The organism is Bradyrhizobium sp. Crot121, from assembly GCF_059512385.1.
The window spans coordinates 1-25,617 of sequence record NZ_JCAMOR010000040.1 but is presented as its reverse complement, the minus strand read 5'-3'; the positions used below and the strand labels follow the sequence as shown (position 1 = coordinate 25,617).

At 62.6% G+C, this 25,617-nt stretch carries 27 protein-coding genes and 1 tRNA gene; 15 read left to right on the top strand and 13 right to left on the bottom strand.

What is annotated here, in order from left to right; translation table 11 throughout:
• Positions 1 to 3 precede the first annotated feature (3 nt).
• The gene (locus tag AC5ZGW_RS28600; protein WP_207231025.1) at positions 4 to 747 is read right to left on the bottom strand and encodes a hypothetical protein; all 744 of its coding nucleotides are present in this window, start codon (positions 745 to 747) and stop codon (positions 4 to 6) included.
• 505 nt (positions 748 to 1,252) lie between these two features.
• On the opposite strand from AC5ZGW_RS28600, the gene AC5ZGW_RS28595 reads away from it, so the two are divergent.
• From AC5ZGW_RS28595 to AC5ZGW_RS28585, 3 genes are all read left to right on the top strand, one after another.
• On the top strand, positions 1,253 to 2,461 hold the full coding sequence (locus tag AC5ZGW_RS28595) for an ABC transporter substrate-binding protein (RefSeq protein ID WP_130225975.1): 1,209 nt from the start codon (positions 1,253 to 1,255) through the stop codon (positions 2,459 to 2,461).
• A 138-nt stretch (positions 2,462 to 2,599) separates the two neighbouring features.
• Complete coding sequence (locus AC5ZGW_RS28590; protein WP_028164276.1) at positions 2,600 to 3,394, top strand: enoyl-CoA hydratase; 795 nt, start codon at positions 2,600 to 2,602, stop codon at positions 3,392 to 3,394.
• Positions 3,395 to 3,396: 2 nt separating this feature from the next.
• Positions 3,397 to 4,146 carry a VOC family protein gene (locus AC5ZGW_RS28585; RefSeq protein ID WP_130225974.1) on the top strand — a complete coding sequence of 250 codons (750 nt, stop codon included), beginning with the start codon at positions 3,397 to 3,399 and terminating at the stop codon, positions 4,144 to 4,146.
• 118 nt (positions 4,147 to 4,264) lie between these two features.
• On the opposite strand, the gene AC5ZGW_RS28580 is transcribed toward AC5ZGW_RS28585, so the two are convergent.
• Genes AC5ZGW_RS28580 through AC5ZGW_RS28570 form a run of 3 tightly spaced genes read right to left on the bottom strand, consistent with a single transcriptional unit; the run spans position 4,265 to position 7,327 of the window.
• On the bottom strand, positions 4,265 to 5,065 hold the full coding sequence (locus AC5ZGW_RS28580) for an enoyl-CoA hydratase/isomerase family protein (protein ID WP_130225973.1): 801 nt from the start codon (positions 5,063 to 5,065) through the stop codon (positions 4,265 to 4,267).
• Between the two features lie 18 nt (positions 5,066 to 5,083).
• Entirely contained in the window at positions 5,084 to 6,244 is a 1,161-nt protein-coding gene (locus AC5ZGW_RS28575; RefSeq protein WP_028164279.1) for an acyl-CoA dehydrogenase family protein, read from the bottom strand.
• 15 nt (positions 6,245 to 6,259) lie between these two features.
• On the bottom strand, positions 6,260 to 7,327 hold the full coding sequence (locus AC5ZGW_RS28570; protein WP_130225972.1) for an acyl-CoA dehydrogenase family protein: 1,068 nt from the start codon (positions 7,325 to 7,327) through the stop codon (positions 6,260 to 6,262).
• Between the two features lie 270 nt (positions 7,328 to 7,597).
• Here AC5ZGW_RS28570 and AC5ZGW_RS28565 point away from each other — a divergent pair, with 270 nt between their 5' ends.
• Positions 7,598 to 8,380: an SDR family NAD(P)-dependent oxidoreductase gene (locus tag AC5ZGW_RS28565; RefSeq protein WP_130225971.1), complete on the top strand. Its 783-nt coding sequence runs from the start codon at positions 7,598 to 7,600 to the stop codon at positions 8,378 to 8,380.
• Between the two features lie 183 nt (positions 8,381 to 8,563).
• On the opposite strand, the gene AC5ZGW_RS28560 is transcribed toward AC5ZGW_RS28565, so the two are convergent.
• Positions 8,564 to 8,842, bottom strand: a complete 279-nt coding sequence (locus tag AC5ZGW_RS28560; protein ID WP_028164282.1) for a GlsB/YeaQ/YmgE family stress response membrane protein — start codon at positions 8,840 to 8,842, stop codon at positions 8,564 to 8,566.
• Positions 8,843 to 8,893: 51 nt separating this feature from the next.
• Positions 8,894 to 9,499, bottom strand: a complete 606-nt coding sequence (locus AC5ZGW_RS28555; protein WP_130225970.1) for a YidB family protein — start codon at positions 9,497 to 9,499, stop codon at positions 8,894 to 8,896.
• Between the two features lie 146 nt (positions 9,500 to 9,645).
• Here AC5ZGW_RS28555 and AC5ZGW_RS28550 point away from each other — a divergent pair, with 146 nt between their 5' ends.
• Both AC5ZGW_RS28550 and AC5ZGW_RS28545 read left to right on the top strand, forming a co-directional pair.
• Positions 9,646 to 10,650, top strand: coding sequence for a 2-dehydropantoate 2-reductase (locus AC5ZGW_RS28550; RefSeq protein ID WP_130225969.1), 1,005 nt, complete (start codon positions 9,646 to 9,648; stop codon positions 10,648 to 10,650).
• Positions 10,651 to 10,710: 60 nt separating this feature from the next.
• A complete protein-coding gene (locus AC5ZGW_RS28545) occupies positions 10,711 to 10,929 on the top strand; it encodes a hypothetical protein (RefSeq protein WP_028164285.1) in 219 nt (72 codons plus the stop codon).
• A 103-nt stretch (positions 10,930 to 11,032) separates the two neighbouring features.
• Here the strand turns inward: AC5ZGW_RS28545 and AC5ZGW_RS28540 are convergent, their stop codons facing one another.
• Together AC5ZGW_RS28540 and AC5ZGW_RS28535 are read right to left on the bottom strand one after the other, a co-directional pair.
• Entirely contained in the window at positions 11,033 to 11,647 is a 615-nt protein-coding gene (locus tag AC5ZGW_RS28540; protein WP_130225997.1) for a hypothetical protein, read from the bottom strand.
• Between the two features lie 372 nt (positions 11,648 to 12,019).
• Positions 12,020 to 13,369: a globin-coupled sensor protein gene (locus AC5ZGW_RS28535; protein ID WP_130225968.1), complete on the bottom strand. Its 1,350-nt coding sequence runs from the start codon at positions 13,367 to 13,369 to the stop codon at positions 12,020 to 12,022.
• A gap of 298 nt (positions 13,370 to 13,667) precedes the next feature.
• Between AC5ZGW_RS28535 and AC5ZGW_RS28530 the strand changes: the two genes are divergently transcribed.
• A tRNA-Arg gene (locus AC5ZGW_RS28530) sits at positions 13,668 to 13,744 on the top strand.
• A 170-nt stretch (positions 13,745 to 13,914) separates the two neighbouring features.
• Here AC5ZGW_RS28530 and AC5ZGW_RS28525 read toward each other — a convergent pair.
• Positions 13,915 to 14,844: a LysR family transcriptional regulator gene (locus AC5ZGW_RS28525; protein ID WP_028164288.1), complete on the bottom strand. Its 930-nt coding sequence runs from the start codon at positions 14,842 to 14,844 to the stop codon at positions 13,915 to 13,917.
• A gap of 186 nt (positions 14,845 to 15,030) precedes the next feature.
• On the opposite strand from AC5ZGW_RS28525, the gene AC5ZGW_RS28520 reads away from it, so the two are divergent.
• Genes AC5ZGW_RS28520 through AC5ZGW_RS28490 form a run of 7 tightly spaced genes read left to right on the top strand, consistent with a single transcriptional unit; the run spans position 15,031 to position 21,622 of the window.
• A complete protein-coding gene (locus AC5ZGW_RS28520; RefSeq protein WP_130225967.1) occupies positions 15,031 to 16,017 on the top strand; it encodes an ABC transporter substrate-binding protein in 987 nt (328 codons plus the stop codon).
• A gap of 5 nt (positions 16,018 to 16,022) precedes the next feature.
• The gene (locus AC5ZGW_RS28515; RefSeq protein ID WP_245287296.1) at positions 16,023 to 16,892 is read left to right on the top strand and encodes an ABC transporter permease; all 870 of its coding nucleotides are present in this window, start codon (positions 16,023 to 16,025) and stop codon (positions 16,890 to 16,892) included.
• Positions 16,889 to 17,650, top strand: coding sequence for an ABC transporter ATP-binding protein (locus tag AC5ZGW_RS28510; protein WP_130225966.1), 762 nt, complete (start codon positions 16,889 to 16,891; stop codon positions 17,648 to 17,650). The genes AC5ZGW_RS28515 and AC5ZGW_RS28510 overlap by 4 nt, the downstream gene beginning before the upstream one ends.
• 17 nt (positions 17,651 to 17,667) lie before the next feature.
• Complete coding sequence (locus AC5ZGW_RS28505) at positions 17,668 to 18,462, top strand: enoyl-CoA hydratase/isomerase family protein (protein WP_130225965.1); 795 nt, start codon at positions 17,668 to 17,670, stop codon at positions 18,460 to 18,462.
• Positions 18,463 to 18,464: 2 nt separating this feature from the next.
• Positions 18,465 to 19,637 carry a thiolase family protein gene (locus AC5ZGW_RS28500; protein WP_130225964.1) on the top strand — a complete coding sequence of 391 codons (1,173 nt, stop codon included), beginning with the start codon at positions 18,465 to 18,467 and terminating at the stop codon, positions 19,635 to 19,637.
• Positions 19,638 to 19,639: 2 nt separating this feature from the next.
• Complete coding sequence (locus tag AC5ZGW_RS28495) at positions 19,640 to 20,056, top strand: Zn-ribbon domain-containing OB-fold protein (RefSeq protein ID WP_130225963.1); 417 nt, start codon at positions 19,640 to 19,642, stop codon at positions 20,054 to 20,056.
• Positions 20,057 to 20,065: 9 nt separating this feature from the next.
• Positions 20,066 to 21,622 (top strand): class I adenylate-forming enzyme family protein, encoded by a 1,557-nt coding sequence (locus AC5ZGW_RS28490; RefSeq protein ID WP_130225962.1) that lies wholly within the window; start codon positions 20,066 to 20,068, stop codon positions 21,620 to 21,622.
• 152 nt (positions 21,623 to 21,774) lie between these two features.
• On the opposite strand, the gene AC5ZGW_RS28485 is transcribed toward AC5ZGW_RS28490, so the two are convergent.
• The 4 genes from AC5ZGW_RS28485 to AC5ZGW_RS28470 are packed head-to-tail and all read right to left on the bottom strand — an operon-like array spanning position 21,775 to position 24,780.
• Positions 21,775 to 22,098 carry a 2Fe-2S iron-sulfur cluster-binding protein gene (locus AC5ZGW_RS28485; RefSeq protein ID WP_130225961.1) on the bottom strand — a complete coding sequence of 108 codons (324 nt, stop codon included), beginning with the start codon at positions 22,096 to 22,098 and terminating at the stop codon, positions 21,775 to 21,777.
• 11 nt (positions 22,099 to 22,109) lie between these two features.
• The gene (locus tag AC5ZGW_RS28480) at positions 22,110 to 23,324 is read right to left on the bottom strand and encodes a cytochrome P450 (protein WP_130225960.1); all 1,215 of its coding nucleotides are present in this window, start codon (positions 23,322 to 23,324) and stop codon (positions 22,110 to 22,112) included.
• A gap of 26 nt (positions 23,325 to 23,350) precedes the next feature.
• On the bottom strand, positions 23,351 to 24,499 hold the full coding sequence (locus AC5ZGW_RS28475; RefSeq protein ID WP_130225959.1) for an ABC transporter substrate-binding protein: 1,149 nt from the start codon (positions 24,497 to 24,499) through the stop codon (positions 23,351 to 23,353).
• Positions 24,496 to 24,780, bottom strand: a complete 285-nt coding sequence (locus AC5ZGW_RS28470) for a hypothetical protein (RefSeq protein WP_165435213.1) — start codon at positions 24,778 to 24,780, stop codon at positions 24,496 to 24,498. Before AC5ZGW_RS28470 ends, AC5ZGW_RS28475 begins: the two co-directional genes overlap by 4 nt.
• Here AC5ZGW_RS28470 and AC5ZGW_RS28465 point away from each other — a divergent pair.
• On the top strand, positions 24,767 to 25,507 hold the full coding sequence (locus tag AC5ZGW_RS28465) for a helix-turn-helix transcriptional regulator (protein ID WP_245474714.1): 741 nt from the start codon (positions 24,767 to 24,769) through the stop codon (positions 25,505 to 25,507). The genes AC5ZGW_RS28470 and AC5ZGW_RS28465 overlap by 14 nt on opposite strands.
• Positions 25,508 to 25,617: the final 110 nt, after the last annotated feature.

Here is a 25,617-nt window from a genome sequence, read left to right as displayed (position 1 = left end):
GGATCAGTTACGGACCGCAGCCGCGCTGGCGGCCGCCCGTGGTGGTACGGCGGCGCTTGCCTCACTCGGCTGCCGCCGCTTCGTCGGCGATGCCGGGCTTGGCCGGCCGAAGACGACAGCGTCGATCTCGCTGATCACCTTCTGCTGCATGATCTGGCTCTTTTCGATCGTCAGGTGCCCGACGCCCGGCACGCTCTGGACATTGACGTTGTCAAGCGTACCCTGGAATCCCCTGGCTCTTTCGACCGGAGTGCCGGCGCCGTTGGCGACGTAGAAATTGATGTATCGTCCGACCCGTCCCGAAAGGCTGGTGTGGAACACCGAGTCGAGCCCGATGGCAAGCTTCACGGGAACGCCGAGCTGGTCCAGCCTCGCGACCATATCCGGCAGGGAGGTCGCGCCCGAGGAGTGACCGACCAGGATAACGGTCTTGATCTTGCCGCTGCGGTATTCGGCCGCGGCCTCGTTGGCGAGCGATGACCAGAACACGTAATTGCTGATCGTCACGCGCATGCCCTGCGCCTCTAGTTTCGCGGCGATCTCGTCCAGTCCCAGCGAGAAGATGTTCAGGACCCCGCGGAGCAGAAAGACGTGGGCAGTGGAGGCGCGAGCGGCCGCCGATTCCGGCGCAGCCTGCGCCGGGCTTGCGACGATCGGAAGCAGCAGCAACAGCGCGGTCGCGACGGCGCGCAGCCGCGGAAACAAGTGCCGGCCGACCAGTCCGGTGTGGCCGCGATATGCGTTCATGGCTCCTCCTCGAAGGGCTACCGAATATTGGCGACGACCGTACCCCCAGCCCCCTCGCAACCGCAACAAAAGCGGTACGCGCTGCGTGGCTTTACTGAGGCGGCGTGTCTCGCGAGCAACACGGAGTCAGGGATTCGTTAATGTTTGTCGTGAGCTAGGGGCGTGGGAACTAGGCGAGAAAATGGCGGCCACCGGGAGGCAATCGAAATCAGCAGCGAGGCACGCGCTTTTGATTGCCGCATGTCCGGACGCGCCTGCGGCCTCAATTGCAAGTCGGTGCTCGGGGCGCGACCCGTGATCAAAGCGGTGTTTGGTCCGACCGCAAACTTCGATCGACGCCGAGATATTGTATCGAGCTGACGCCCCCGAAGACCATTCCGCTTAACGGAAAACCAGGGGCGGATTCATGCATTGCCGCGGCTTGCTGCCACCAATCTCATGCGGCATGATCGCGCCGCAAAATGGTAGACCGCAGTCAATGTGGCTGACGAACCGGGAGGACTTCATGAAACGGATTCTGTCGGGCGCATTCGCCTGCATGCTGGCGGTCTCGGCCACTGCGGCGCTGGCGCAGAGCAAACCGCCGCCGCTCAGGATCGGCGGCATCCTCGACATGTCGAGCCTCTACGCCGACATCACAGGCCCCGGCAGCGAAACCGCCGCCAAGATGGCGGTCGAGGATTTCGGCGGTGAGGTCTTGGGCCGCAAGGTCGAGGTCGTGGTCGGCGATCATCTCAACAAGGCCGACCTCGCCGCGAACATCGCGCGCGATATGCTCGACAACCAGGGCGTTGAGATGATCTTCGACGTCGCGGCTTCCGCCACCGCGCTCGCCGCGGGCGAGATCGCCAAGGCGCGGGGCAAGATCATCATCTTCAACGGCCCCGGATCGATCCGCCTCTCCAACGAGGCCTGCGGCCCCTATACCGTGCACTATGTGTTCGACACCTTCGCGCAGGCCAATGTGACGGGTCTCGCGGCGGTCAAATCCGGCCTCGACACCTGGTTCTTCCTGACCGCCGACTACGCCTTCGGGCAGGATCTCGAGAACGACACCACCAATGTCGTGGTCAAGACGGGCGGCAAGGTGCTGGGCAGTGTGCGCCATCCGCTGAATACGTCGGACTTCTCGTCCTTCCTGCTGCAGGCGCAGGCCTCGAAGGCGAAGGTGATCGGGCTTGCCAATGCCGGCGGCGACACCATCAACGCGATCAAGCAGGCGGCCGAATTCGGTCTGACCAAGAGCGGTCAGAAACTCTCCCCGTTGCTCGCCTTCGTCACCGACATCGACGGTGTCGGCCTCGACACCGCGCAGGGGCTGTTGCTCGCCGAAGCCTTCTACTGGGACCTGAACGACGATACCCGCGCATTCACCAAGCGCTTCATGGAGCGCACCAAGCGCGTGCCGACCTCGGCGCAGGCCGGCGTCTATTCGTCCGTCACGCATTACCTGAAGGCGGTGAAGGCCGCGGGCACCACGGATGCCGCGGCTGTGATGAAGGTGATGAAGGAGACCCCGATCAACGACATGTTCGCCAAGAACGGCAGGATCCGCGAGGACGGCCGCATGGTGCACGACATGTATCTGTTCGAGGTGAAGAAGCCGTCCGAGTCCAAGGGACGCTGGGACGACTACAAGCTGCTCGCGACCGTTTCCGGCAACGAGGCGTTCCAGCCGCTGGAAAATTCGCGCTGCCCGCTGGTGAAGAAGTGACGCGAAGCGTGGCCGTCATTGCGAGGGCGATAGCGACGAAGCAATCCATGGCTCCGCAAGCGGCGAGATGGATTGCTTCGCTCCGCTCGCAATGACGGTGGATGGATCTAACTAACAACAACCAAGAAAGCCAAACCCATGACTGAAAACAGCATCGTCCTGCAAAGCCTCGACAACGGCCTGCTCACCATCACCATGAACCGTCCGGAGCGGCGCAATGCGCTGAACCCGGACATGACGCGCGGCCTGGTGGAGGCGGCGCGGCGGGCGGCCGAGGATCACGAGGTGCGCGCGGTGCTGATCAAGGGGGCCGGCGGCACCTTCTGCGTCGGCGGCGACGTGAAGTCGATGGCGGAAGGGCGGGCGCCGCTGCCGTTCGAGGCCAAACTTACCAACTTACGTCGCGGCATGGAGGTCTCGCGGATCCTGCACCAGATGGCAAAGCCGGTGGTGGCGCAGCTCGACGGCGCTGCAGCCGGCGCCGGGCTCTCGATCGCGCTGTCCTGCGACCTGCGGGTGGCGAGCGAGTCCTGCAAGATCACGACCGCCTTCGCCAAGGTCGGCTTCTCCGGCGACTATGGCGGGACCTATTTCCTGACCCAACTCCTCGGCAGCGCGAAGGCGCGCGAGCTGTATCTGACCTCGCCGGTCCTCACCGCGCAGGAGGCGCATGCGCTTGGCGTCGTGACCAAGGTGGTGCCGGATGCGCAGATTGACGCCGCCGCGCGCGAGCTTGCGATGTCGCTGGCACAGGGACCGTCGATCGCGCTCGGCTTCATCAAGCGCAACATCAACAATGCAGAGCATCTGTCGCTCGAGGATTGCTTCGACGGCGAAGCCATCCATCACACCCGCTGCGGCGAGACAGCCGACCACAAGGAAGCGGCCAAGGCGTTCGTCGAGAAGCGCAAGCCCGTCTTCAAGGGCGAGTAGGGATGGCCGGCTACCTCAGGCTGCGCCAGATTTGTCTGGTGGCGCCAGAACTCGAGCCCGTGATTTCAGCTATCGCCGATATCATGGGCCTGAGCGTCTGCTATCGCGACGGCAATGTCGCGAAATATGGCCTGGAGAACGCGCTGCTGCCGGTTGACACCATCCTGCTCGAAGTGGTGGCACCGTTTAAACCGGGCACGGCGGCAGGCCGCTTCATTGAGAAGACCAGCGGCCGCGGCGGCTATATGGCGATCTTCTGCTGTGATGATCCCGACGCGCGCGGCGCGCATGCCAACGCCATCGGCGTGCGCACCGCGAATGTGATCACGCACGCGCCCTATCACGGCGTGCAACTCCACCCGCGCGACTGCTGCGCCGCCTTCATCGAGTTCAACCACACCGATGGCAGCGACGATGTCCTGGGGCCTTATCCGCCGGCCGGGCCGGAGTGGCAGAAGCACATCCGAAAGGATGTGACGCAGGCGCTGACCGAAGTCGAGATGCAGAGCCCGGAGCCGCAAGTGCTCGCGGCGCATTGGGGGCGGATCCTTGAGGTGCCGGTCAGCGGGACCGAGCTACGATTGCCGAATTGCACCTTCCGCTTCGTCAACGGCGAAAGCGAGATCATGAGCGCGCTGACGTTCAAGGTGGCGGACGCGGCGAGGGTGCGCGATGCTGCAAGGAAAAAGGGACTTGCGGTGACCGGCGACGAGTTCTCGTTGGGTGGCGTCACGTTCCGGCTCGCCGCCTGAGCCACGCGCTTCACCGTCATGCCCGGGCTTGTCCCGGGCATCCACGTTCTTCGGCTCCGCGCGAGGGGATGCGCGTGGATGGCCGGGACAAGCCCGGCCATGACGATCGAGAACGGCGTTATCGCCCCTTGAAATTGGCGACGCGGCGCTCGGCGGAGGCTTTCACGCCTTCCTTGAAATCTTCGGTGGCGCGCAGCCTGGTCTGCTCGATCAGCTCATGGTTGGTGGCGGCGAGCACGCGGTCGGCGAAGTCGCTGCGCATGGTGGCGCGGGTGGAGATGAGGCCGAGCGGGGAGCACTCGGCGATCTCCTGCGCGAGCTTCAGCGCCTCGGCGCGCACCTGATCTTGCGGCACCAGCACGTTGGCGAGTCCCCAGCGATAGGCCTCCTCGCCGGTGACGCGGCGGCTGGTGTAGAACATCAATTCCGCGTTGTTCTTGCCGATCAGTTCGGGCAGCGTGAATGTCAATCCGAAGCCGGGATGGAAGCCGAGCTTGGTGAAGTTTGCCGAGAAGCGCGCCTCGGGGCAAGTGACGCGGAAATCCGCGGAGACGGCAAGGCCAAGTCCGCCGCCGATGGCGGCGCCATGGACAGCGGCGACGATCGGCTTCTTGTTGCGGAAGATGCGCACCGCCTGCACATAGAGATGGTTGATCGGCAGATTGGCGGCCGGATCGGAGGCTGCGCGCTCTTCCTGCTCCTGCCGCGCCGGATCGTTGAAATTGGCGCCGGCGCAGAACGCCTTGCCTTGCGCAGCCAGCACGCTTGCGCGGATCTCGATGTCGCGGTCGAATTCCTCCAGCGCGTCCGCGATCTGGTTGATCAGCGCGACGTCGAAGAAGTTCAGCGGCGGTCTGCGGATTTCGATCAGGCCGACGTGGCCCTGCTTCTCGACGCCGATATCGGTATATTTGCTCATGAGCGTTCCCTACAAAAATTAGCGTAACCCAAGCCCGCGGGCGATGATGCCGCGGAGCACTTCCGTGGTGCCGCCCTGGATCGTCAGTTTCGGCGCCGTCCGAAGCGCGAATTCGAGCTGCTTCTCCAGCGTCTCGCGGTTGGAGGCGGTCTCCTCGACGAAGGCGGCGAGGTCGCGCACGCGATGCGGCAATTGCTGCTCCCATACCGTGCCGATGTCCTTGACGATGGAGGCCTCCACGACCGGCTCCTTGCCGGCCTGCAGCATGCCGGCGACCGAGACCGACATGCGGCGCATGGTGTGAAGCTGCGCCACCAGACGGCCGATGCCTTCGGCGCTGCGCGTATCAGGCTTGTCGCCGACGGCGCGCACCAGCTCGGTCAGCACGTAATAGGTCTCAAGGAAGCGCTCGGGGCCACTGCGCTCATAGGCGAGCTCTGACGTCGCCTGCTTCCAGGCGCCATCGATCTCACCCAGCACGTGATCGTCGGGCACGAAATAGTCGGTGAAGACGACTTCGTTGAACTCGAATTGCCCCGTGATCTGGCCAATCGGATTCACCTCAATGCCCGGCTGTTTCATCTTGACCAGGAACTGGGTCAGGCCATGGCGACGGTTTTCTTTCGTCGGCGGCGAAGTGCGGAAGATCGCGATCATGTAGTCGGCGATATGCGCCGAGGAGGTCCAGATCTTGCTGCCGTTGATGAGGTAGCCGCCGTCGGTCTTGGTCGCGCGCGTCTTCGCCGCGAACAAATCCGAGCCGGAATTCGGCTCGCTCATGCCGATCGCAAAACAGAGTTCGCCGCGGCAGATGCGCGGCAGGATGTCCATCTTGATATGCTCGGGCGCGTACTTCAAGAGGACCGGCCCGCTCTGGCGGTCGGCGACGAAGAAGCGTCGCGTCGGCGCGTTGGCGACCCGCATCTCCTCGGTGACCACATAACGTTCAAGGAACGAGCGCTCCTGGCCGCCATATTTCTTCGGCCAAGTCATGCCGAGCCAGCCCTTGGCGCCGACCCGGCGCGAGAATTCCGGCGCGTCGGTATCTTCGCGGTTGGGCTTGTTCGGATCAAAGGTGCCGGCGGCGATCTCCTCGGCAAGGAAGGCGCGCACCTCTTTGCGTAATTGCTCGCATTCGGGCGGCAGACGGATCGGATCGAAACGTAGGGCCGCAGTCATGGCTCTTTCCGTAAATCAGCGCGAGGCCACCAGCGGCCACAATTCGTCGGCGCCTCTGGCGGCGACACGCTTGCCGAGCTCAACCGCCCAATGGCTTTCCGAGCCGAAGTCGTCGCGCCAGGCCAGCGCACGCAGCGAATAGCGATGCAGGATATGCTCCATGGTGAAGCCGATCGCGCCGTGCACCTGGTGCGCGATGGCGCCGCCTTTCTCGGCCGCCTCCGCGCAGCGGATCTTGGCGGACGCTGCTTCGAGGTACACTGCGTCGTCGAAAGAGGTCGCATTCGCAACGGCGTCGGCGGCAGAGGTCGCGGCCGCAAGCGCGGCGGCGGATTCGCCGGCGAGGCGTGCGAGATTGTGCTGCACCGCTTGGAATTTCGAGATCTTCTTCTCAAAGGCGACACGTTCGTTGGAGTAGCGCACGGAAATGTCGAGCATCGATTCCAGCGCGCCCGCGATCTGGAGGCTGCGGACCACGCCGCCCATCAGCATCAGCGTGGTCTGGTCAAAGCCCTTCGGCGCCGGCTTGATCGTGATTGGCTCGACCTTGTCTAGCGTCACGGTGTCCGAATTGTCGTAGCCGACATTGATCCCGGACTCGATCCGGGCTTTGTCGGCTTCGACCAACGCGATCGAGATGCCGCCATTGTTGCCATGCGCCAGCACGGCAAAATGCTTTGCCGCTTTGGCAAAGGGCACGCCGCGGGCGCGGCCGGACAGGCTGCCATCGGCATTGAGCGTGATGCGGTCCTTCGGGCTTGCGGGGACCACCGTCATCTCGCCGTCGGGGGAAGTGATCTTCGCCTGCGCGAGCAGCCAGCCCGCCAGCATGGTCTCGGCGAGCGGCACCGCGATCGCAAACCGGCCGGCGGCGTTGAGCACGCCAAAGCCTTCGGCCAGACTCGCGCCGGAACCGCCGAGATCGTCCGGCACCCAGGCGAGCGGCAGGCCGGCCTCGCTCAGCGCCTGCCACAGCGGCGCTTTCCAGCTTCCCGTCGTGTCACTGTTGATGGTCTGGGCGTCGGCGAGATCGGCAAAGATTTTCTCTGCGGTCTCGACGACGATATTCTCACTCTCCGCCACGGCGTTCCTCAAGCTATGGAATTTGGCACGTCTCGGACGCGCCAAACGGTCGCGCCAAGTGCATTTCGTTCTTGCGCTTTATGATGGGGAAAAGCCATAGCCCTGACAAGCGCTGTCCGCAGGGCCGCCTGCGGCCGCGGCATGCGAGCCATGGTGCGGAAGGAGAAATTCCACGCAACGGAGTTCTGGCTTGTCGCCTTGGCCATGCGATATGGTATGCCAGCGCCGCAACGTTTTGAGCGCAAAAGCTAAAGAGGGAGTGGAGTGCGAATGTCGAAGGATGGTTTGTATGCGATCGTAACGGGCTCTGCGTCCGGCCTCGGGGCCGCGACCGCGCAGATCCTGGCCAAGAGCGGTGGACGCGTCGTCGTCAACTATTCCAACAGCAAGAACGAAGCCGAAGAGACCGCCGATCTTTGCCGCAGCGCCGGCGCCGAGGTCGTGGTGGTGCAGGGCGACGTGTCGCGCGACGAGGATTGTCGGAAGATCGCCGCAGCGGCGGCATCCTGGGGCAGGCTGGATGCACTGATCAACAATGCCGGCACCACCAAGCATGTCGCGCACGACAATCTCGACGGGCTCTCGGCGGAAGATTTCCATCGTATCTACGCGGTGAACACGATCGGGCCGTTCCAGATGGTGCGCGCGACCCGCCCGCTGCTTGAAGCCGCGGCGAACGCGTCGGGGCGCGCCTCGGCGGTGGTGAATGTCTCATCGGTTGCCGGCATCTCCGGCGTCGGCTCCTCGATCGCCTATGCCGCCAGCAAGGGCGCGCTCAACACCATGACGTTGTCGCTGTCGCGTGCGCTCGCGCCGCTCATTCGCGTCAACACGGTCTGTCCCGGCTATATCGATACGCCTTGGTTCACCAAGGGCCGCGGCGAAGCCGGCGCCAAGCAGGTGCGCGATGCTGTCGTGGCGAGGGTGCCGCTGAAGGTGGCGTCAACGGCGCAAGATATCGCGCAGCTCGTCTGCTTCCTGGCGACGCCGGCCTCGAGCAACATGACCGGCGAATGTGTGCGCATGGATGCGGGAATGCATCTGATTTCGTAGGCCCATCCTCTATGTCATGGCCGGGCTTGCCCGTCTTCGCTATCGCTTCGCCGGACCGACGCTGGAGTGCCCGGCGAAGCCTTGGCGTAGCCGGGTCCCGGCCATCCACGATCTTGGCCGCGGATACGAAGAACGTGGATGCCCGGGACAAGCCCGGGCATGACGGAGCGAGAGCAAAGCGCGCTACCGCCTGCCGGGATCGGGAATGACGCCGCTCGCCACCAGCCGGTTCCAGATGAACAGCACCACCACCGCGCCGATGGTGGCGGTGATGAAGCCTGCGCCTTGATCGGGGCTGTAATGGCCGATGGCCTGTCCGACCCAGGTCGCGAGAAACGCGCCGGCGATCCCGAGCACCGTCGTCAGGATGAACCCGCTCGGGTTGTTCGGTCCGGGTGAGAGGAAGCGCGCGATGAGGCCTGCGATGAAGCCGACGATGATGATCCAAAGAATGCCGCTCATGGCGGTCGTCCTTTCCTGAAACGAGAAATCAGCCTTTGTCCGCGGCCGCAATCAAACCCGCCGCGACATTTCCTCGTCGCTCGGCAGTCGCCCGTCCGGCGTCAGGTGATTGACCGCGTCAGGCAAAAACTGGCTCAAGCCACTGAGCAGGTCGTCGCGCGATAGGCCGCTTTGCGCGGAGATCTGGTCGATCTGGTCGGCACCCAGCGCGTTGGCGAGATCGCCCGGCGCGACCTGCTTGTTCGGGCCGTTGCTGACCCAGGAATTGGCCTGGTCGCCGAGGCCGTTATCCTGCAGCTGTTTCAGGAGATCGCCGAGCCCGCCGCTCAGGATGGTGCCGGCAGCACCACCGGCGAGCAGTCCGCCAAGGCCGCCCTTGAGCAGATCGCTCAATCCGCCGCCCGCCGCACCGCCGGGCACGTTTGCTGCGACGACGTTGCCGGGCGGAGGAGCGGGTGTCTGAGTTGGCGTTGGCGCCGGCGCCTGCCGTGGGGCCTCGCCGGGCTGATTGGTGAAATGCCTGACCGCCTTCCAGGCCAGCAGTGCCAGGATGGCCATGGTCATGGGCGACATGCCGCCCTTGTCGGATTCGGCGCTCGGCGTGCTGGGCCCGCGCGGGCCATTCTGCATGCCGTTGAGTACGTCGAGTAAACCCATCGTCTTCTCCCGCGTATCTGCCCCGCGCCGAAAACATAACGGCCGCCCATGACGGTTACAAGGCACGGCCGCAGGCTGCGGCTCCGGTTCGGTAGGCACAAAATACCAACTCTGCTATCGATTATGGTCGTGGGGTTGAACGGCGGATGAATGCTTTGGATCGACCGATCGGGATCGCCGGCGCCGGCAGCATCGGCTGTTTTGTCGGCGGCATGCTGGCGGCCAGCGGCCGCAAAGTGGCGCTGTTGGCGCGGCCGCGCGTGGTCGATGAAATCAGGGGTAACGGGCTGCTGCTGACCGGCTTCGACGGGTCAGAGCAAAGGCTTGCTGCGAACGAGATCACGCTGTCCGACGATCCCTCCATTTTTGCCGACGCCGGCACGGTGCTGGTCACGGTCAAGAGCGCGGATACCGCTGATATGGCTGACCTCATCGCGAGGCACGCGCCTGACGATGCAGTCATCGTCAGCCTGCAGAACGGCGTCGGCAATGTCGGCCTGTTGCGCCAGCGCCTACCCGGTCGAAAGGTGCTGGGCGGGATGGTGCCGTTCAACGTGGTCGGTCTCGGCGAGGGCAGGTTTCACCGCTCGACATCGGGCGCAATCGTCGTCGAACGGGACGCGGCGGGCACGGCGCAGCAATTATCGGTGCCGGGCCTTGCGATGCGCGCGACGGACAATATCGACGGCGTGCAGTGGGGCAAGCTGATCGTCAATCTCAACAACGCGCTGAATGCGCTGTCCGACATCCCGCTGCGGCGGCAGCTCGCACAGCGCAACTTGCGAAAGCTGTTCGCCGACCAGATGGCGGAGGGGCTCGCGGCGATCAAGGCGGAAGGCATTAGACCGGTGTCGCCGACGCCGATTCCGGCTGGGCTAATACCGCCGCTGTTGCGGCTGCCGGATGCGATCTTCGAGGCGCTGCTCGGGCGTACCATGAAGATCGATCCGCAGGCGCGCTCCTCAATGTGGGAAGATCTGAGGCGCGGCCGACGCACCGAGATCGATTATCTACAGGGCGTCATCACAGATATCGCCGACCGGCGCGGCCTGAAGGCGCCGCTGTCGCGGCGTATCGTCGAACTGGTCAAGCAGGCCGAGGCGGCGGGCAAGGGCTCGCCCGGGTTGACGGTCGAGCAAATCCGAGGCTGATGCCTTGAAAAGGCGCCGGCCCCGCACGAATTCCAATGGGGACATGATGGAGGAGGATCGATGAGACGGATCGCCACCGCAGTGTGGTCGGTTGTGACTCTGACTCTGGGTTCAGTCGCGGCGTCCCATGCCGCGCCGCCGACGGTCGTCCCCTCACCGGGCTATGACGCACGATTGCAGGAGAGCCGCGCGGCATCGCGGGCGCCGGCCTTGGATCCGATTGCGCCTGCGCCCAAGCGGGTCGTGCCGCACCGCGCCAAGCGCACGCATCTGCGCTAAGGCACCTCGTAGCCCGGTGGAGCGAAGCGCAACCCGGGATCTTTGCCTTAGGGGGCGGCCCCGGGTTACGCTGCGCTTCACCCGGGCTGCGATTCCGAAAGGGTCAGCTCCGCTGCTTCGCCTTGGCGGGCGGCGCCGGCGGCTGCGGGGCGAAAATCTTCTTGAACTCGTTCCAGCTCGCGGAGACCCGCGGCCAGTCGCAGGAAAACGAGTCCTTGGCGCATTTGGCGGCTCTGATGCGCTCGGCCCGCTTGACCGGGCTTGCCACCGGCACCGGCACCCGCACCGTCTCGGTCCGCAATGTCACCTTCTGGACGTCCGGCTGCGGGGGCGGTTGCATTGGCGGCAATTGCACTTGCGCTTCCTGCTGCTGCTTCAAGGCGAGCGCCGCGGTCATGCTCTCGCGGCGCTGCTTTTCCAGATAGCGGGCATATTCCTGGTCGATCTTCTTCTGCTCCTCCGGCGTCGGGTTGGGGCCGGAGATGTCGAATGAGCGGTCCTGCAGGAAGTCATAATAAGTGTAGCCGCCGCCGGGCTTGCGGCGGCCGGCGAATTTCGCGTTGCAGTCGCCAAGCTGCGAGGTCTTGTCTTCCTTGGTCTTCGCCTTCTCGGCGACGTCGGCGCATTCCTCGAAATCCCTCGGCGTGCCGCGCCACCATTGCGCGTCGACGCGCGCGGGCGCAAGCACGGCTGCACCGGCGGCGGCAACACTGAGCATTAGCAAACGCGAGGCGATCACAGAGGCATTCCCAGCCGGATTCGGACGGGCGAGAGAGTTGGGCGGATTGTCGTCATTTTGATGGCGCTTGTCACGGTGGAACCGTGCGTCCACAGGGTGTGGGCGAGGTCTCATAGCGCATCTGGTCACGTCTGGCTTCGACTAAAATTTTCTAGGAATTTCAAGGCGAAGGACAGCATGCAAGCTGGTGGCGTTCGTCGCAGGCGAGGCTGACGCCTCGATTTACGTAGCGGGCTTGGCTCCGGATGGAACCCGCACGACCGCGACGAGGAAGCCGCTTACCCCGCCCGGCCGCCACCGCCTTTGCCCGGCCAGGATGCGGAATCACAGCGGCGTCAGCTCGCAACGTTCTCAGGCGGCCTTCACGGTCGCGAGGAATTTTGACACTTCATTGCGCAGCAGCTCCGATTGCCGCGACAATTCGCCCGCCGCATCAAGCACGTTCGATGCGCTGCCGCCGCTCTCCTTGGCGGCATGCATGACATCCGCGATGTTCTCAGACACGTCCCTGGTACCGACCGCCGCCTGCTGGATGTTGCGCGAGATCTCGCTGGTGGCGGCGTCCTGCTGCTCGACGGCGGAGGCGATTGCGCTCGACACTTCGCCCATCGAGCGGATCACGCCGACGATATCACCGATGGCGCTGGTCGACTCCGTGGTCGATTGCTGCATGTCGCCGATCTGCGCGGCGATGTCGGCGGTCGCCTTGGTGGTCTGCTCGGCAAGCGACTTGACCTCCTGCGCGACCACGGCAAAGCCGCGCCCGGCGTCGCCGGCACGCGCCGCCTCGATGGTGGCGTTGAGCGCGAGCAGGTTGGTCTGGCCGGCAATGTCGGTGATGAGACCGACGATGGTGCCGATCTGCTGCGCGGCGGCCGAGAGTTTCTGCATCTTGTCGCCGGCGGCATTGATTGCCGCGGTCGCCTCCGTCGCGATCCGGGCCGAATCGGTGACGCGTTCGCCGATCTCGCGGATCGAACCGGTGAGTTGCTCAGCCGCGGCGGCGACTGCGTTGACATTCGTGGTCGCCTCGCGCGAAGCGACCGTAACCAGGCCGGACTTCGCCGAGGTGCGATCGGTCGCGCCTTGCAGCGATTGCGCCGACGCCTGCAACTCGGTGGATGCGGAGGCGACGATGTCGACGACACCGCCGATCGCGCTCTCGAAATCCGTCGCCAGTCGGTCCAGCGTCTGGCGCCGGTCGCGGCGTTCGGCCTCGGTGTAGACGGCGAGCGCAATATCCATGTCGAGCAGCGCCGCGTTGACGATCGCGCGCTGCATCGCGGCCTGCCTCGCCGCCGAGCCGCGACTCAGCATGCGCGTCGGCATGCGGATCGCGACCTCGCTCACGAGATCCGACAACAGCGCATTGTAGCCGCCGATGTACCAACCCGGCTCGAGCCCGAGCTTGTTGTGAATCTCGCCGATCCGCGTCACGGATGCTTCGTAGTCGGCGTCAAAGCGCCCCTCCAGGATGATGGACCAGTGCTTCATCTGCATCTGCTTGGCATGCATCATGTGCTCGCGGCTGCGGAAGAATCGCGCGATCTCTGCGAAGCGACTGACGTGATCGTAGAAGCGGTCAAGGATCCCGGGCAGCGCATCGATGACGAGGCTGCGCGCCTCGCGCAACAGCGCAGTGGTCTTCTGGTCGATGCGATGGAAGGCGAGACGGGTGGCAAGGCTGCCGGCGCTGTTCACAGAGTGCTCCGGATGGGGAGGAGTGAGGTGGGACGGCCGAAAGCGGCCGCTCTGGATTTTCACGTGATTTGCGGCCGATGACCTTGATCTGGCTCAAGCAAGGCTTGTCAGCCGGTTAACTTGTTGTTCACATCTGGCGTGCGCCTATTCGCGGAAGCAGCCCTTCGACCAGGCGCCGACAGCGCGCCGGAACCCTGTCTCACGCGGATCATCCGCGAGCGGCGCCGACCGCTGCGGAGTCTGGCGATCGGCCTTTCAGTCTGCTATGAGGTGCCGAAACTCCGAGAGAGGGGTTCGCGGTCCCGTAGCTCAGCCGGATAGAGCGGCGGTTTCCTAAACCGTAGGTCGGAAGTTCGAGTCTTCCCGGGATCGCCATTCTTGCCGATGCAGGAAATCCGATAAAGATTGCGGCTTCTCGACGTACGCGCTTCGTTCCGAGGCCATTGACCGGCACTCATCGAGATCAAGCATGTGTACCAGAATTGCGGAGTGATCGCGCGGTGATCGGATCCGTGTCCACTCCTGGCATTACCGTCGTCGCCGACTTAGAGCGTGCCGGTTCTGGACGAAACGGAATCACCCTCGATCTTGAGCTTGGTTTCCATGAAATCCAGGAAAGCCCGTAATCGTCTGGATTCCTTTCGCTTCCCCAGGAAGGTCGCGCTAACTTGCAGCGACGGGCTCTCCCAATCGGTAAGAACTCGCACGAGTCTCTTCGCTCTTATGTCGTTCTGACACATGATGTTCGGCAGAATACCCAGTCCCACGCCGCCGATTACGAGTTCTCGCGCAACGCCGATGTGATTTACCGATATGCGTCCCACGACGTCGATCACCTTGACGCCGAGGCTGCTCCGGAAAGTCCAGACCCCTTCGGCGCGTTGATGCTCGGTAACGACGCAGTCGAAATGTTCGAAGTCGTCGACACTCGATGGTACGCCCCTACGTTCGAGGAATGCCGGGCTGGCATATACGCCTCGAGTTATGCTCGCGAGATGGCGCACGCCCCCGTGGGCTTCCGGCAACGTCCCCAATTGCACGGCGACGTCGTAAGATTCGACCGAAACATCAACCCAGCGGCTGTTCGTATCGATAGCCAGATGTATGTCGGGATAGTTTACGGCGAATGCGGCAATCGCGCTGCTTAGCCATCCCGTTCCAAAGTCTACAGGCATGCTGACGCGCAGCATTCCACGCAATTCCGTTTGCATCCGGGCAGTACCCAGTCCTGCCTCGTCGATCTCGGCGGCGATACGTTCGCAGTGCTCGTACAGGGCTTGTCCGATGTCGGTCAGGGAAAGTTTGCGGCCGCCTTTCTTGAAGAGCACGGCGCTCAGTTGGTCCTCCAGGAACATCAGCTTGCGGCTGATGGTGGATTTGGGGATGTCCAACTTCTTCGACGCGCCGCTAATGCTCCTTGCATTGACGACCTCAAAAAACAGAAGCAGCGCGTTCAGATCCAATTTTCTTGCCACGCCGACCTCCGGGCTCGCTCTACTTGTCCCATTTATGGAACGAAGGGGAGGCGAAAATGCGCTATCGTTCCGACTTTGGCAAGTTTAGGCTTCTTTCAACAGCGGAATTGCGGACTTTTCTCCTCACGCCCCTCGGCGTCGAGGCCGGAAAAGAATGAACGCGAGCGCGGTACGGGGGAGGAACGAATGATCCAGTTGACCAGGCGGAAGCTGCTCGCGTTGTCGGTGGCCTCGGTTTCCGCACCGGCGATTATCCGCAATGCGCTCGCCGCCTCGGACATCAATGTCCGCTGGGCATCGCTGCAACCCGGATTTACGGTGCTGCCCGTCCAATACATTCTCGCCAATCATCTCGGGCGCAAGAACGGAATCATTCTCCCCGATCCGTCGCCGTATACGGCCGTTTCGACCTACTACAACGACTTCACTGCGGGAAATTACGACATCTGCATCGGAAGCTGGGACACCTTCGCTGCCCGTTATCAGGCGGGCGTCCCTCTCAAGTACGTCTGTTCGATCACCGATGCGAACATGATCGCAATGCTCGCGCCGAAGGGCGGCGTCGAGGACGTCTCCAAACTGAAGGGCAGGACGATCGCGGCGTTACAGTCGACAGGCACCTACCGAATCGTGAGAGCATTGATCAAGGTGGCGTTCGGCTTCGATATGGAAAAGGACGCGACGATTCAGAACGTCGACAATCCGGCCGCGTCCGTATCGTTACTTATGGCCGATCGTGCCGATGCCGCCATATCATGGGAGCCCAACATCACGACCGGCCTGATAAGGAAGCCCGACTTGCGCGTGCTCCTGAAGGCCGGCGATGTGTACAAGAAAATATCCGGGGGCATTGAACTACCTTACTTCGGGGTCGCGATCCGGAAAGAACTGGCTGACGCCAATCCCGGGATAGCTGCGAAGATCAGCAAGATGTTCGAGGACTGCCTCGCGGGAATCAACGCCGACACGACGAAGGCGGCCGATCTCTTCGGCAGCAAAACCGGAATTCAGATCGATGTCCTGAAGGAGGCGATGAGTTCTCGCCGACTGGAGTTCGGCTATCGCCCCATGAGCGACGAGCTTTCCAGGTCGGCCGTCATGATCGCAAGCGATTTTCTCGCCAGCAACGGCCTGTTGAGCAAGCCGATCGACGAAAACTTCTTCGCCGTTTGACGCACATGCCGGAAAAGCAGATGTCTATCTCAGCCGCCGCCGGGCAATCGCGAATTCAATCTGGAGATGCAGCCAAGATCGCCAAGCCGCTTGCCGGTTTTGCCGGGGCTTGGCCCAACGCCGAAAGTCGACGGGATATCGTCGCAACCGTCGTCGTGGTCGTCCTGCTTCTTGCGGCAATGGAAGTAACCAGCCGTTTCGTTCCGGACTACATAATGCCTTCGCCGGTCGCCGTCTGGAATGCCGCGCGCGAACTCTTCTTCACCGACCCATACCATGTGGCGGTAACACTCGTCCGCCTCGCTATTTCGGTTACGATCGCAATGACGGTAGGCGTTCTCATCGGACTTGCGATGGGAATGTTCACTCATTTGCGGGCCTATCTCAAAGCTGTTGTCGTCATCGATACCGGCATTCCCGCGCTTTCCTGGATGTTGATCGCCGTGTTCTGGTTCAAGAACCCAGAGGCACGAATATTCTTCATCCTGCTGGTTATCTTGCTGCCATTCTATGCACTCAACGTCTACGAAGGGGTGCGAGCGCTACCCAAGGAGCTCGTCGATATGATCGAGAGCTTTCGGCCCTCGCGGTGGCAGGTGCTCCGCTATCTCATTCTGCCGCACATCGTTGCCTACGTTTTCCTGACGACCAAATCCGTCATCGGATACGCGATACGAATGGTGATATTCGCGGAGCTCGTAGCATCGGCGATCGGCATAGGCGCGCGGATGAATCTTGCTCAATCGACGTTTCGGATCGACCAGGTCCTGGCGTGGACCTTCTTCCTCGTAATCCTCAATGTGGCGCTGCAGGCATTCGTGAATGGCTTGGAAAAGCTATTCCTGAAGTGGCGCGCGGAGGCGACCGTAAGATGACCGAAGAAAACATCATCGAACTGCGCGAAGTGTCAAAGACTTTCGGAAGCTACCTCGCCGTCGACAACCTGTCTCTGAACGTCAGGCGAGGAGAAATCGTCGTTCTTCTTGGGCAGACAGGCGCAGGAAAGAGCACGGTGTTGAATCTCATCATGGGAACGACCTGTCCGAACAAAGGACAGATCAGAGTGGCGGGGTTCGATCCCTACGCATCCTTCAAGGCGCTGAAAGGGCGTCTTTCCGTCAGCTTTCAAACCGACCGTCTCTTGCCCTGGCGCACGGCTCTGGAAAACGTCGAACTAGGATTGCTTATCCTGGGAAGACCCAAGAATGAAGCCAGAAGAAGCGCGCGGGAATGGCTGGGACGAGTGCGTCTGGACGGGGCGGACAACAAGTATGTTCACGAGCTTTCCGGCGGCATGCGCCAGCGCGTATCGCTTGCCAGAGCGCTCGCGATAGATCCTGAGATCATATTCCTGGACGAGTCCTTCAGTCAGCTCGATCACGTTACCTCCAAAACCCTTCGCGGCGACTTCCTGCAGATTGCAAGGGAATTTCGGAAGACCTGTCTACTCATCACGCACAGGATCGATGATGCACTCGAGATGGCCGATCGCGCGCTCGTGCTCAGCCCACCCGCCAGAGTGGCTCTAGAGGTGCGCATAGACGATGAGGCCAGGTCGAGCCCACGCGCGATAGCCGATCTGCACGCTCAGATAGCGTCCGCGATGGGCGCGGAACGATCAACCGACCATTGAACCATCGGAGACCAAGAATGAGCTACCAGGACGTGATCCTGAACCGGGAAAAGGGCTGGGTCGAAATCACGATCAACCGACCGGAAAAGCTGAACTCACTTCGCGAGCAGACCGCTGAGGAAATCCTCGGAATTCTCAATGAAGTCGAGCACCAGAGGGACGTGAGGGCAGTTATCCTTCTCGGCAGTGACAAGGCCTTCTGCACCGGCATCGACACCAGCGAATTCCAGATCACGGAGAACGGCTATTTCGACTTCTACCGTTTTCGGAAGCGAGCGCGGAAGGTGAACCGACTGTTCAAGGATATCGGCGGCTTCACCAAGCCTCTGATCACCGCAATCGAGGGATTCGCTTTGGGAGGAGGTCTCGAGCTGGCCCTGGTCGGAGACATCATCGTCGCGGGCGCAAGCGCGAAATTCGGCCTGCCGGAGATCAAGCTCGGGATGATGCCAGGCGGCGGCGGCACCCAAACCCTACCCCGACTGATCGGAAAGCCTCTCGCGAAGGAGTTGATGTGGACCGGTCGACGGATCTCCGCGGCAGAGGCCGAGCGATATCGGATCGTCAGCCATGTAACCGATCAGGGCAAGGCGCTCGACAAGGCCAGGGAGATCGCCAAGAGCATCAGCGAGAACGCGCCTATTCCGGTCATGATGACGAAGGCCGTTATTGACCGCGGTGCGGACATGTCGCTTGCCGACGGCTTCGACGCCGAGGGCGACGCATCCTTTCTTCTGTATTTCACAAAGGATCGCGACGAAGGCCTGAAGGCCTTCCGGGAGAAGCGGTCCCCCGAATTCCGCGGAGAGTGACCATGTCAGGAAAGAAGCGTGATATCGTAATCGCCGGCTATTCCGAGACCGCAATCGACTTCAAGAGCGGTCGAAGCGCATTCGATCTAGGAGGTGAGGCGCTGGCAAAATTGCTTGCGGCTACCGGCATTCCGAAGGACGCGATCGACGGCCTCTCAGTGACAACTCCGCTAAGCGAATGTCCCAATCCGTTCTTCGCCGTCTACATGACCGAAGCCCTCGGCATCACGCCGACGTGGCTCAACTACGGAGGGACCGGAGGGTGTTCCGCTACCGGCGGCGTGGCTCGCGCCGCATCGGCCATTCGCGATGGGTACTGCGAGGTGGCCGTCGTCCTGTCGGCGGACGCGCCGAGCACCGCCTGGCGGGCGAACTACGGAGCTTATCGTTCCGAATTTCAGGACCCGCCCGGCGTTCAAGGTCCTCCTGCGACGTTCGGGCTTCTCATGAGCCGATACAACCATCAGTTCGGGATCAAGCCCGAGGCACTGGGAAAGATCGCCATCACGCAACGCGAGCACGCGCTGCATAACGACAACGCGTACACGAAGTTCAAGACACCGATCACGATGGCCGACTACGAGAAGTCGCGCGTCATCGCGGATCCGCTTCGCCTCCTCGATTGCGTCATGTTCTGCGATGGCGCGAACGCCTTCCTCGTGACGACCGAGAAGAAGGCGCGGGAGCTCGGAATCACGAAGATGGTCTATCCGACAGCATATGCCGAGGTGACGAACTTCAACGGAAGCGATCCGCTCGCGGATATAACAGAGACAGGGTTCTCGAAGATCGCGCCGATCGTGTACGGACAATCGGGGCTCGCTCCGAAAGACATCCGGATGTTCCAGCCCTACGACGATTTCACGATCGCGGTCATGATGAAGTTCGAGGATTTCGGCTTCTGCAAACGAGGGCAGGGCAGCGAGTTCACCCTCGACACCGATCTTTCCCACAAGGGGACCCTGCCTCTTAACACCGGCGGAGGCCAAATCTCCGCGGGGCAGCCGGGATTGGCCAGCGGCGGCCTCAACCTGGCCGAAGCGGTACGTCAAATGTTCGGCGAAGGCGAGGGTCGGCAAGTACCGGATCCGAAGAACGCACTCGTGACGGGTATCGGCGTAATTCCCTACGCGCGCAACTGGGGTACCAGCGCCGCGATGATTCTGGAGGCATGAAGATGGCTGACGAAAAGACCGGACGTCCCGTCCCGAAACCGTCGATCTACGTTGATACCAAGCCCTTCTGGGAGGGGGCGAAGGCCGGCAAGCTGATGCTGCAGTATTGCAAGGACACCGGGCGGTTTCAGCACTATCCGCGCCCGGTGAGCATTTTCACGGGCAGCCGGAATCTCGAATGGCGTGAAGTGTCGGGCAAGGGTACGATCTACGCGTGCACCGTCATTCGCGTGCCCGGTCCCGGTCTGGAGGGGCGCCTTCCTCTTTCCGTCGCGACGGTTGAGCTCGACGAGGGCGTACGGATCCTCGGCAACATCCTGAACAGGGATCCCAATACAGTCGCCATCGGTCAGCGCGTCGAAGTCGCTTGGGATCGGATTTCCGACGACGTTCGATACCCGGCCTTCGACGTCGTTTAAGGAGCGGACATGCGCCTGGAAACCATCCTCCGTGCGCAGGCGGTGCGTCATGCGAGCAAGGTCGCATTGGTCTGCGGATCGGAAAGGCTCAGCTACCGCGAGCTCGATCGGAGAATCCGCAGCGTCGCAAACGGGCTCAGGGAGAACGGTATCGGTCCAGGCGACCGTATCGTCGTATTTCTATCCAACGGTGTGGAGGTCGTCGAGCTCTTCTTCGCCGCATTCTCGCTGGGCGCAATCGTTGTCCCCGTAACGACCCGTCTCACGTCGAACGAACTTCTGCATATATGTTCCGACAGCAGGCCCGCCGCCATCGTGTTCGAAGGCGACGGCGCTGCGATAAACAAAGTATTGCAGGCGAATCCGGATGCCGTCCGGATAACGACGGGAACGAATTGCGTAGGTGCCGTCGAGTATGCCGAACTGCGGAAGTCGGAACCGACACCGGCGCCATCCCTCCCGATCGGCTGCGATGATGCGATCATCATGTACACCTCTGGTACAACGGGCACACCAAAAGGTGCGATCATCACGCATTCGAACGTCGTCGTTCAGCATTGTTTCGTCAATGCGATCGAATGGAGAATATCGAGCGACGACGTCTATCTGGTTACAACTCCGCTTGCCCATCGAACCGGTTTCGCCCGGCTTGCCAATTCGCTGACGCTTGGCGGCACCCTCGTGGTGATGAAGAAGTTCGATTCTCGCGAGGCGGTGGACACGATTGCCAGGGAGAAAGTTAGCGTGGTCGGTATGGTCCCGACCGTATGCAGGATGCTGCTTCCGGAGATAAAGCACGATCCCGGTCGCTGCGCGTCCCTCAGGCGCATTGTCGTCACGGGCGAGGCATTCCCTGTCGAGCTGAAACGCCAGTTCCTCGCGTTGCTCCCGCAGGTTCGTCTCGTGTCGTTCTTCGCGATCACGGAGGTCGGTGGTGTGACCTCCCTGTCCCATGAGGAGCAATTCGACCATGCCGCTTCGATCGGTCGCCCCACGCCTGGCGTCGAGGTCCGCATCGTCGACGACGCCGGCATCGAGGTCAAGACCGGCGAGCCCGGCGAGCTTCTCGTCCGCGTAGGCGAACCTGGGAGATATTCGGTCATGCGGGGCTACTACAACCGCCCCGAAGATACGGCGAAAACCATCAAGGACGGCTGGATCCACACCGGCGACGTCGCGAAGGCGGATGAGGACGGCTACCTCTACATCGTCGACCGCAAGAAGGACATGGTGTTGAGCGGAGGGTTCAACATCTATACCAAAGAGGTCGAGCAGGCTCTGCTCCAGAATCCGGACGTGTCGGATGCGGCTGTCGTCGGGGTACCCGATGCCATCTTCGGCGAAGCCGTCGCGGCATTCATCGAACGATGCGAGGGGACGGGTCCGACTCCGTCGTCGATTGTCGAACACGTTCGCAATCTGGTCGCCGGATACAAAAAGCCCAAATACGTCTTCATCGTCGATGCGCTACCGCGGAATTCGCTCGGCAAGGTCCTCAAGCGAGACTTGAGGGCTCAAGCGGTCGAACTGGTCGGCAACGCCGGGGGGCTGGAACAGAGCGCCTAGTTCCGATTGCATCCAGCAAGGATGAGACCGATGCGACACGATGTTGTCGGAGATCTCGGCGCTCGCTGCGGTCAGGTTTCCGAGTAACACAAGGGTCCAGCCCAGCCGCTTCATCGTCCTCTCCTCCAAGTTTTCGCGCACCCGATGGTTGCTCAGACCTGCCGTTCCGGCAGGCGCAGCACGAGCCCGTCGAGGTCGGGCGTGATCCTGATCTGGCAGGACAGGCGGCTGCTCGGCAGGCGGTCGCAGGCCGTGCCGTCGAGCAGGGCGTCTTCCTCGTCGCCAATCGGCGGGAGGCGCGCCAGCCAGCCATCGTCGACATAGACATGGCAGGTGGCGCACATGGCGTTGCCGCCGCATTCGGCCAGGATGCCATCCAGCCCGTGACGGGTCGCGGCCTGCATGGCGCTCTCGCCGTCGCTGGTCTGGACCCGATCGCTTCGGCCATTGGGATGAATGAAGGTGATCGCAGTCATCGCACCTCTCGTCAGGCCGGAGTGATCGTAACCGGCAGGCTGTCGAGCCCGCGCAGCGTGTTGTTGAAGCGCCGCTTCGGCTCCCCCGTGATCTCGATTTTGGCGACGCGGCGCGCCAACGCCGACAGCATCACCTCGCCTTCGAGCCGCGCAACGAGCTGGCCTACGCACATATGGATGCCCGAGCCGAAGCCGACATGGCCGCTGGTGCGTCGGTTGATGTCGTAGCTGTCGGGCTTGTCCCAACGCCGCGGATCGCGGTTGGCCGCGCCGAGGAACATCAGGACCTTCTCGCCCTCGCCGACCGGCGCGCCACCGAGTTCGACCTCCCTCGTCGTGGTGCGGAAGAAGGTCTGGACCGGGCTTTCGAAACGCACCGCCTCCTCGAAGGCATTGCGCGCCAGCGCCGGATTGTCGCGCAAGAGCTGCCATTGATCCGGAAAGCGCGTCAGGCAATAGATGGCTGCACCGAGGCCGTTGACGGTCGTATCGAGACCGGCCGACAGCAGCGAGCGTACCAGGAGCGGCGCCTCGGTGGCGGTGATCTCGCCTTCATCGACGCGCGCGTGGATACAGGCGCCAAAGCCGCCGGGTGCGAGGTTCTCGCGCTGGCATTGCTCGGCAATATAGGCCTGGTGCGGCGCCGAACGCTCGATCGCCTCCTGCCGCAACTGGTTCGGCGGACCGAACGCGTTGAACACCAGGCTGGCATAGGGGAGCAGATGCTCGCGGCCCTCGGCCCTCAGTCCGAGCGCATCCGGGAACACCGAGAGCGGATAGGCTTCCGCAAGATCCTCGATCGCATCGAAGCTGCGCTTGTTCAATAGCGCGTCGACCCTTGCTTCGGCCGCCTTAGCGAAGCCGTCGCGCACTTGCTTCATGACGCTCGGCGACAGCACGCGGCTGAGCACGGCGCGCGTGCGGGTATGGGCGGGCGGATCGGCCTCGAGGATCAGGCTCGGCGGCCGCCAGGGCTTCTCCTTCTTGAAATCGCTCAAGCCAACGCCGCGGCTGGAGCAGAAGGTGAGGGGATCGTTCAGCATCGCATGGACCTCGGCGTAGCGTGCCACGCCGTAGACGTTCCATTTGTCGAGATACACCACCGGCCCTGCTTCCCGCAGCACCTCATGGGTCGGGAAAGGATCGGCGAAGAACGCGATCGCGAAGGGATCAACGTCCAGATGCGGAACGGCGCTGGTCCTGGAAGAGGAGCCGAGTGCACTCATTCAAGTCGTCCCTCGTCTTGCCTGCCCTATCGCATCAGCCGGAATTTTCCACCTTCCACCTTGATGAGAAAGGCGGAACGTTCATCGTAGCCGTTGTGGTCGGTCGGACTCATGGTGGAGAGGCCGTTGTTCAAATAGACGTCCTTGCCGCGCTCGAGTTCATCCCGCAGTGCAGCCCGGAATTCCGGCGTACCCGGCTTGGCGGTCTTCAACGCGCTTGCCGCCGCCCTTTTGAACAGCGCGACGGCATCCCACAAATGCGCGGCGAAGATGTTCGGCTTCTGGCCATTCGCCTTTTCATAGGCAGTGACGAGCTCCTCTCGCACCAGCCGGAACGGATCGTTCGCCGGGAGATCCTCAGCGATGGTGAACGCTTCGCCGGTGAACACGGCGCCTTCGACATTGGCGCCGCCGAGCTTGATGAACTCTTCCGTCGCGACGCCGTGGTTCTGGAAAATCTTGCCGGCATAGCCGCGTTCGCGAAGGGCCTGCTGGGGCAATACGGCTGGCGTGCCAGCGGATGCGACGAACACTGCCTCCGGATTGGTCGCCATCACCTTCAAGGCCTGACCGGTCACGCTGGTATCGGCGCGTGCGTAGACCTCATGCGTCGTTACCGTCAGGCCAAGCGTCGGCGCGAGCCGGCTGACTTCCTTGTAATAGCCCTCGCCATATCCATCCGAAACGCCGATATAGCCGAGCGTCTTGATCCCCGACTTCGCGATATGTTTGAGAATCGCGGCTGCCATCAGGTCATCGTTCGGCACGACCTTGAACGCCCATTTCCGGCGCTCGTCCATCGGCTGGACGATGGCGGTCGCGGCCGCCAGCGAGATGATCGGGGTCTTCGATTCCATGGCGATGTCGAGCATCGGCATCGTCACTGGCGTCAGCGACGATCCGATCAGGATGTCGACGCCATCCTGGATCACCAGGCGCCGGGCGTTCTGGACGCCCTTGGTGGGATCTGACTCATCGTCGAGCGGGATGTAGACGACCTTTTCGCCGCCGATCTCCTTCGGCAGCGCCGCCACCGTTCGCATCTGCGGTTGCCCGAGCGCCGAGCCCGGTCCGGACGCGGAGACGACGATGCCCACCTTGATGTCCGCCTTTGCGTCCGCGGTGCAGAGAACCGCGGTCACGAAGATCCAAAGCCCCGCAAGGCCCAGCCTCATTGTAGTCCCTCCCGCAAGAATTCTTTTTTCAAGGCGCGCAGATACGCCGAGGACGTCAGGCACATCAGCGCTTTGCAATTATCGCTTGTCTTGCGGCGCGCGTCTGTCCCCTTCATTGGTGACACATGCCGGCTCAAAAGGGACGGGATGCCGCATGAGACCGCTTCAAACCTGCGGATGTTGCTGATAGGCTTGAAGAAAAATTCGGAGGAAGCGATGGGGTCAGCGGCGGTGGAACCGGGAGATTCGTCAGGCGTCCTTGCACCGATGGTGCTTGCCATCGGTCGCCCGTCGTTCTCGCAGGTCCTGATGGACACGGTTCGGGCCGTGGCTGGCGTCGGCCATTGCATGGTGTTTGCCTTCGAGGCGGAGCGGACGGCGCGTTGTGCGCTGGGAATCGGGCACATCGCCATCGGGCCGGACCTCGGCGCGGCGTATTCCGAGCATTTTCATCTGGCCGATCCGAACCGGGAGACGATCCTGCACCAACGGGCGGCGCCTCGCCCGGTCGTCCTGCCGAGCTTCTCCCGCCGCATGTACAGCGATGGCTATCGAAAGATATTTTTTGAGGATGCGGAGATCGTCGACAAGATCGCTGCGGCGATCTGGGTCGACAGTGCCTGCTTTTATGTGAATTTCTACCGGACCACTGAGCAAGGCCGGTTTACGCGGAGCGAAGCCGCACGTCTCTGCAACATGGCGCCAGCCATCACCGCGATCGTGGCGCGTCACTGCCAGGAGGAGGTTGCAGCAGAAGCTCCGACAAAACTGCAGACGCTGTTTTCGACCCGCGAGCCGTTCCTCAAGCTGACCGGCCGGGAAAAGGACGTCTGCCTGCGGATCCTATCAGGCTATGGGTCCGAGGCGATCGCGGCGGATCTCGGGATCAGCCTGCACTCGACCTTCACCTATCGCAAGCGAGCTTACGAGAAACTTGGCATCTCCTCGCAAAACGAACTGTTCGCCATCGCACTGCGCCTGATGGCGCTTCCCCGCTCTGCACATTAGGGCGCGACGTCACTCGATTGAACCGGTCTGGCCGCTGAGCAACCGGCGACATAGGTAACAGGTCAGACCGACGACATAGGTAACACAATTCTCGTTTCGTTCAGGTCTGT

Coding starts and splice junctions, on each gene's coding strand:
- AC5ZGW_RS28475 (WP_130225959.1), bottom strand. CDS start 24,499: ATGAGGCTGGGCCTTGCGGGGCTTTGGATCTTCGTGACCGCGGTTCTC.
- AC5ZGW_RS28560 (WP_028164282.1), bottom strand. CDS start 8,842: ATGAGCGGCATTCTTTGGATCATCATCGTCGGCTTCATCGCAGGCCTC.
- AC5ZGW_RS28485 (WP_130225961.1), bottom strand. CDS start 22,098: ATGACTGCGATCACCTTCATTCATCCCAATGGCCGAAGCGATCGGGTC.
- AC5ZGW_RS28555 (WP_130225970.1), bottom strand. CDS start 9,499: ATGGGTTTACTCGACGTACTCAACGGCATGCAGAATGGCCCGCGCGGG.
- AC5ZGW_RS28585 (WP_130225974.1), top strand. CDS start 3,397: ATGGCCGGCTACCTCAGGCTGCGCCAGATTTGTCTGGTGGCGCCAGAA.
- AC5ZGW_RS28575 (WP_028164279.1), bottom strand. CDS start 6,244: ATGACTGCGGCCCTACGTTTCGATCCGATCCGTCTGCCGCCCGAATGC.
- AC5ZGW_RS28590 (WP_028164276.1), top strand. CDS start 2,600: ATGACTGAAAACAGCATCGTCCTGCAAAGCCTCGACAACGGCCTGCTC.
- AC5ZGW_RS28510 (WP_130225966.1), top strand. CDS start 16,889: ATGACCGAAGAAAACATCATCGAACTGCGCGAAGTGTCAAAGACTTTC.
- AC5ZGW_RS28565 (WP_130225971.1), top strand. CDS start 7,598: ATGTCGAAGGATGGTTTGTATGCGATCGTAACGGGCTCTGCGTCCGGC.
- AC5ZGW_RS28600 (WP_207231025.1), bottom strand. CDS start 747: ATGAACGCATATCGCGGCCACACCGGACTGGTCGGCCGGCACTTGTTT.
- AC5ZGW_RS28515 (WP_245287296.1), top strand. CDS start 16,023: ATGCCGGAAAAGCAGATGTCTATCTCAGCCGCCGCCGGGCAATCGCGA.
- AC5ZGW_RS28545 (WP_028164285.1), top strand. CDS start 10,711: ATGAGACGGATCGCCACCGCAGTGTGGTCGGTTGTGACTCTGACTCTG.
- AC5ZGW_RS28465 (WP_245474714.1), top strand. CDS start 24,767: ATGGTGCTTGCCATCGGTCGCCCGTCGTTCTCGCAGGTCCTGATGGAC.
- AC5ZGW_RS28540 (WP_130225997.1), bottom strand. CDS start 11,647: ATGCTCAGTGTTGCCGCCGCCGGTGCAGCCGTGCTTGCGCCCGCGCGC.
- AC5ZGW_RS28580 (WP_130225973.1), bottom strand. CDS start 5,065: ATGAGCAAATATACCGATATCGGCGTCGAGAAGCAGGGCCACGTCGGC.
- AC5ZGW_RS28550 (WP_130225969.1), top strand. CDS start 9,646: ATGAATGCTTTGGATCGACCGATCGGGATCGCCGGCGCCGGCAGCATC.
- AC5ZGW_RS28490 (WP_130225962.1), top strand. CDS start 20,066: ATGCGCCTGGAAACCATCCTCCGTGCGCAGGCGGTGCGTCATGCGAGC.
- AC5ZGW_RS28500 (WP_130225964.1), top strand. CDS start 18,465: ATGTCAGGAAAGAAGCGTGATATCGTAATCGCCGGCTATTCCGAGACC.
- AC5ZGW_RS28505 (WP_130225965.1), top strand. CDS start 17,668: ATGAGCTACCAGGACGTGATCCTGAACCGGGAAAAGGGCTGGGTCGAA.
- AC5ZGW_RS28495 (WP_130225963.1), top strand. CDS start 19,640: ATGGCTGACGAAAAGACCGGACGTCCCGTCCCGAAACCGTCGATCTAC.
- AC5ZGW_RS28520 (WP_130225967.1), top strand. CDS start 15,031: ATGATCCAGTTGACCAGGCGGAAGCTGCTCGCGTTGTCGGTGGCCTCG.
- AC5ZGW_RS28480 (WP_130225960.1), bottom strand. CDS start 23,324: ATGAGTGCACTCGGCTCCTCTTCCAGGACCAGCGCCGTTCCGCATCTG.
- AC5ZGW_RS28595 (WP_130225975.1), top strand. CDS start 1,253: ATGAAACGGATTCTGTCGGGCGCATTCGCCTGCATGCTGGCGGTCTCG.
- AC5ZGW_RS28470 (WP_165435213.1), bottom strand. CDS start 24,780: ATGGCAAGCACCATCGGTGCAAGGACGCCTGACGAATCTCCCGGTTCC.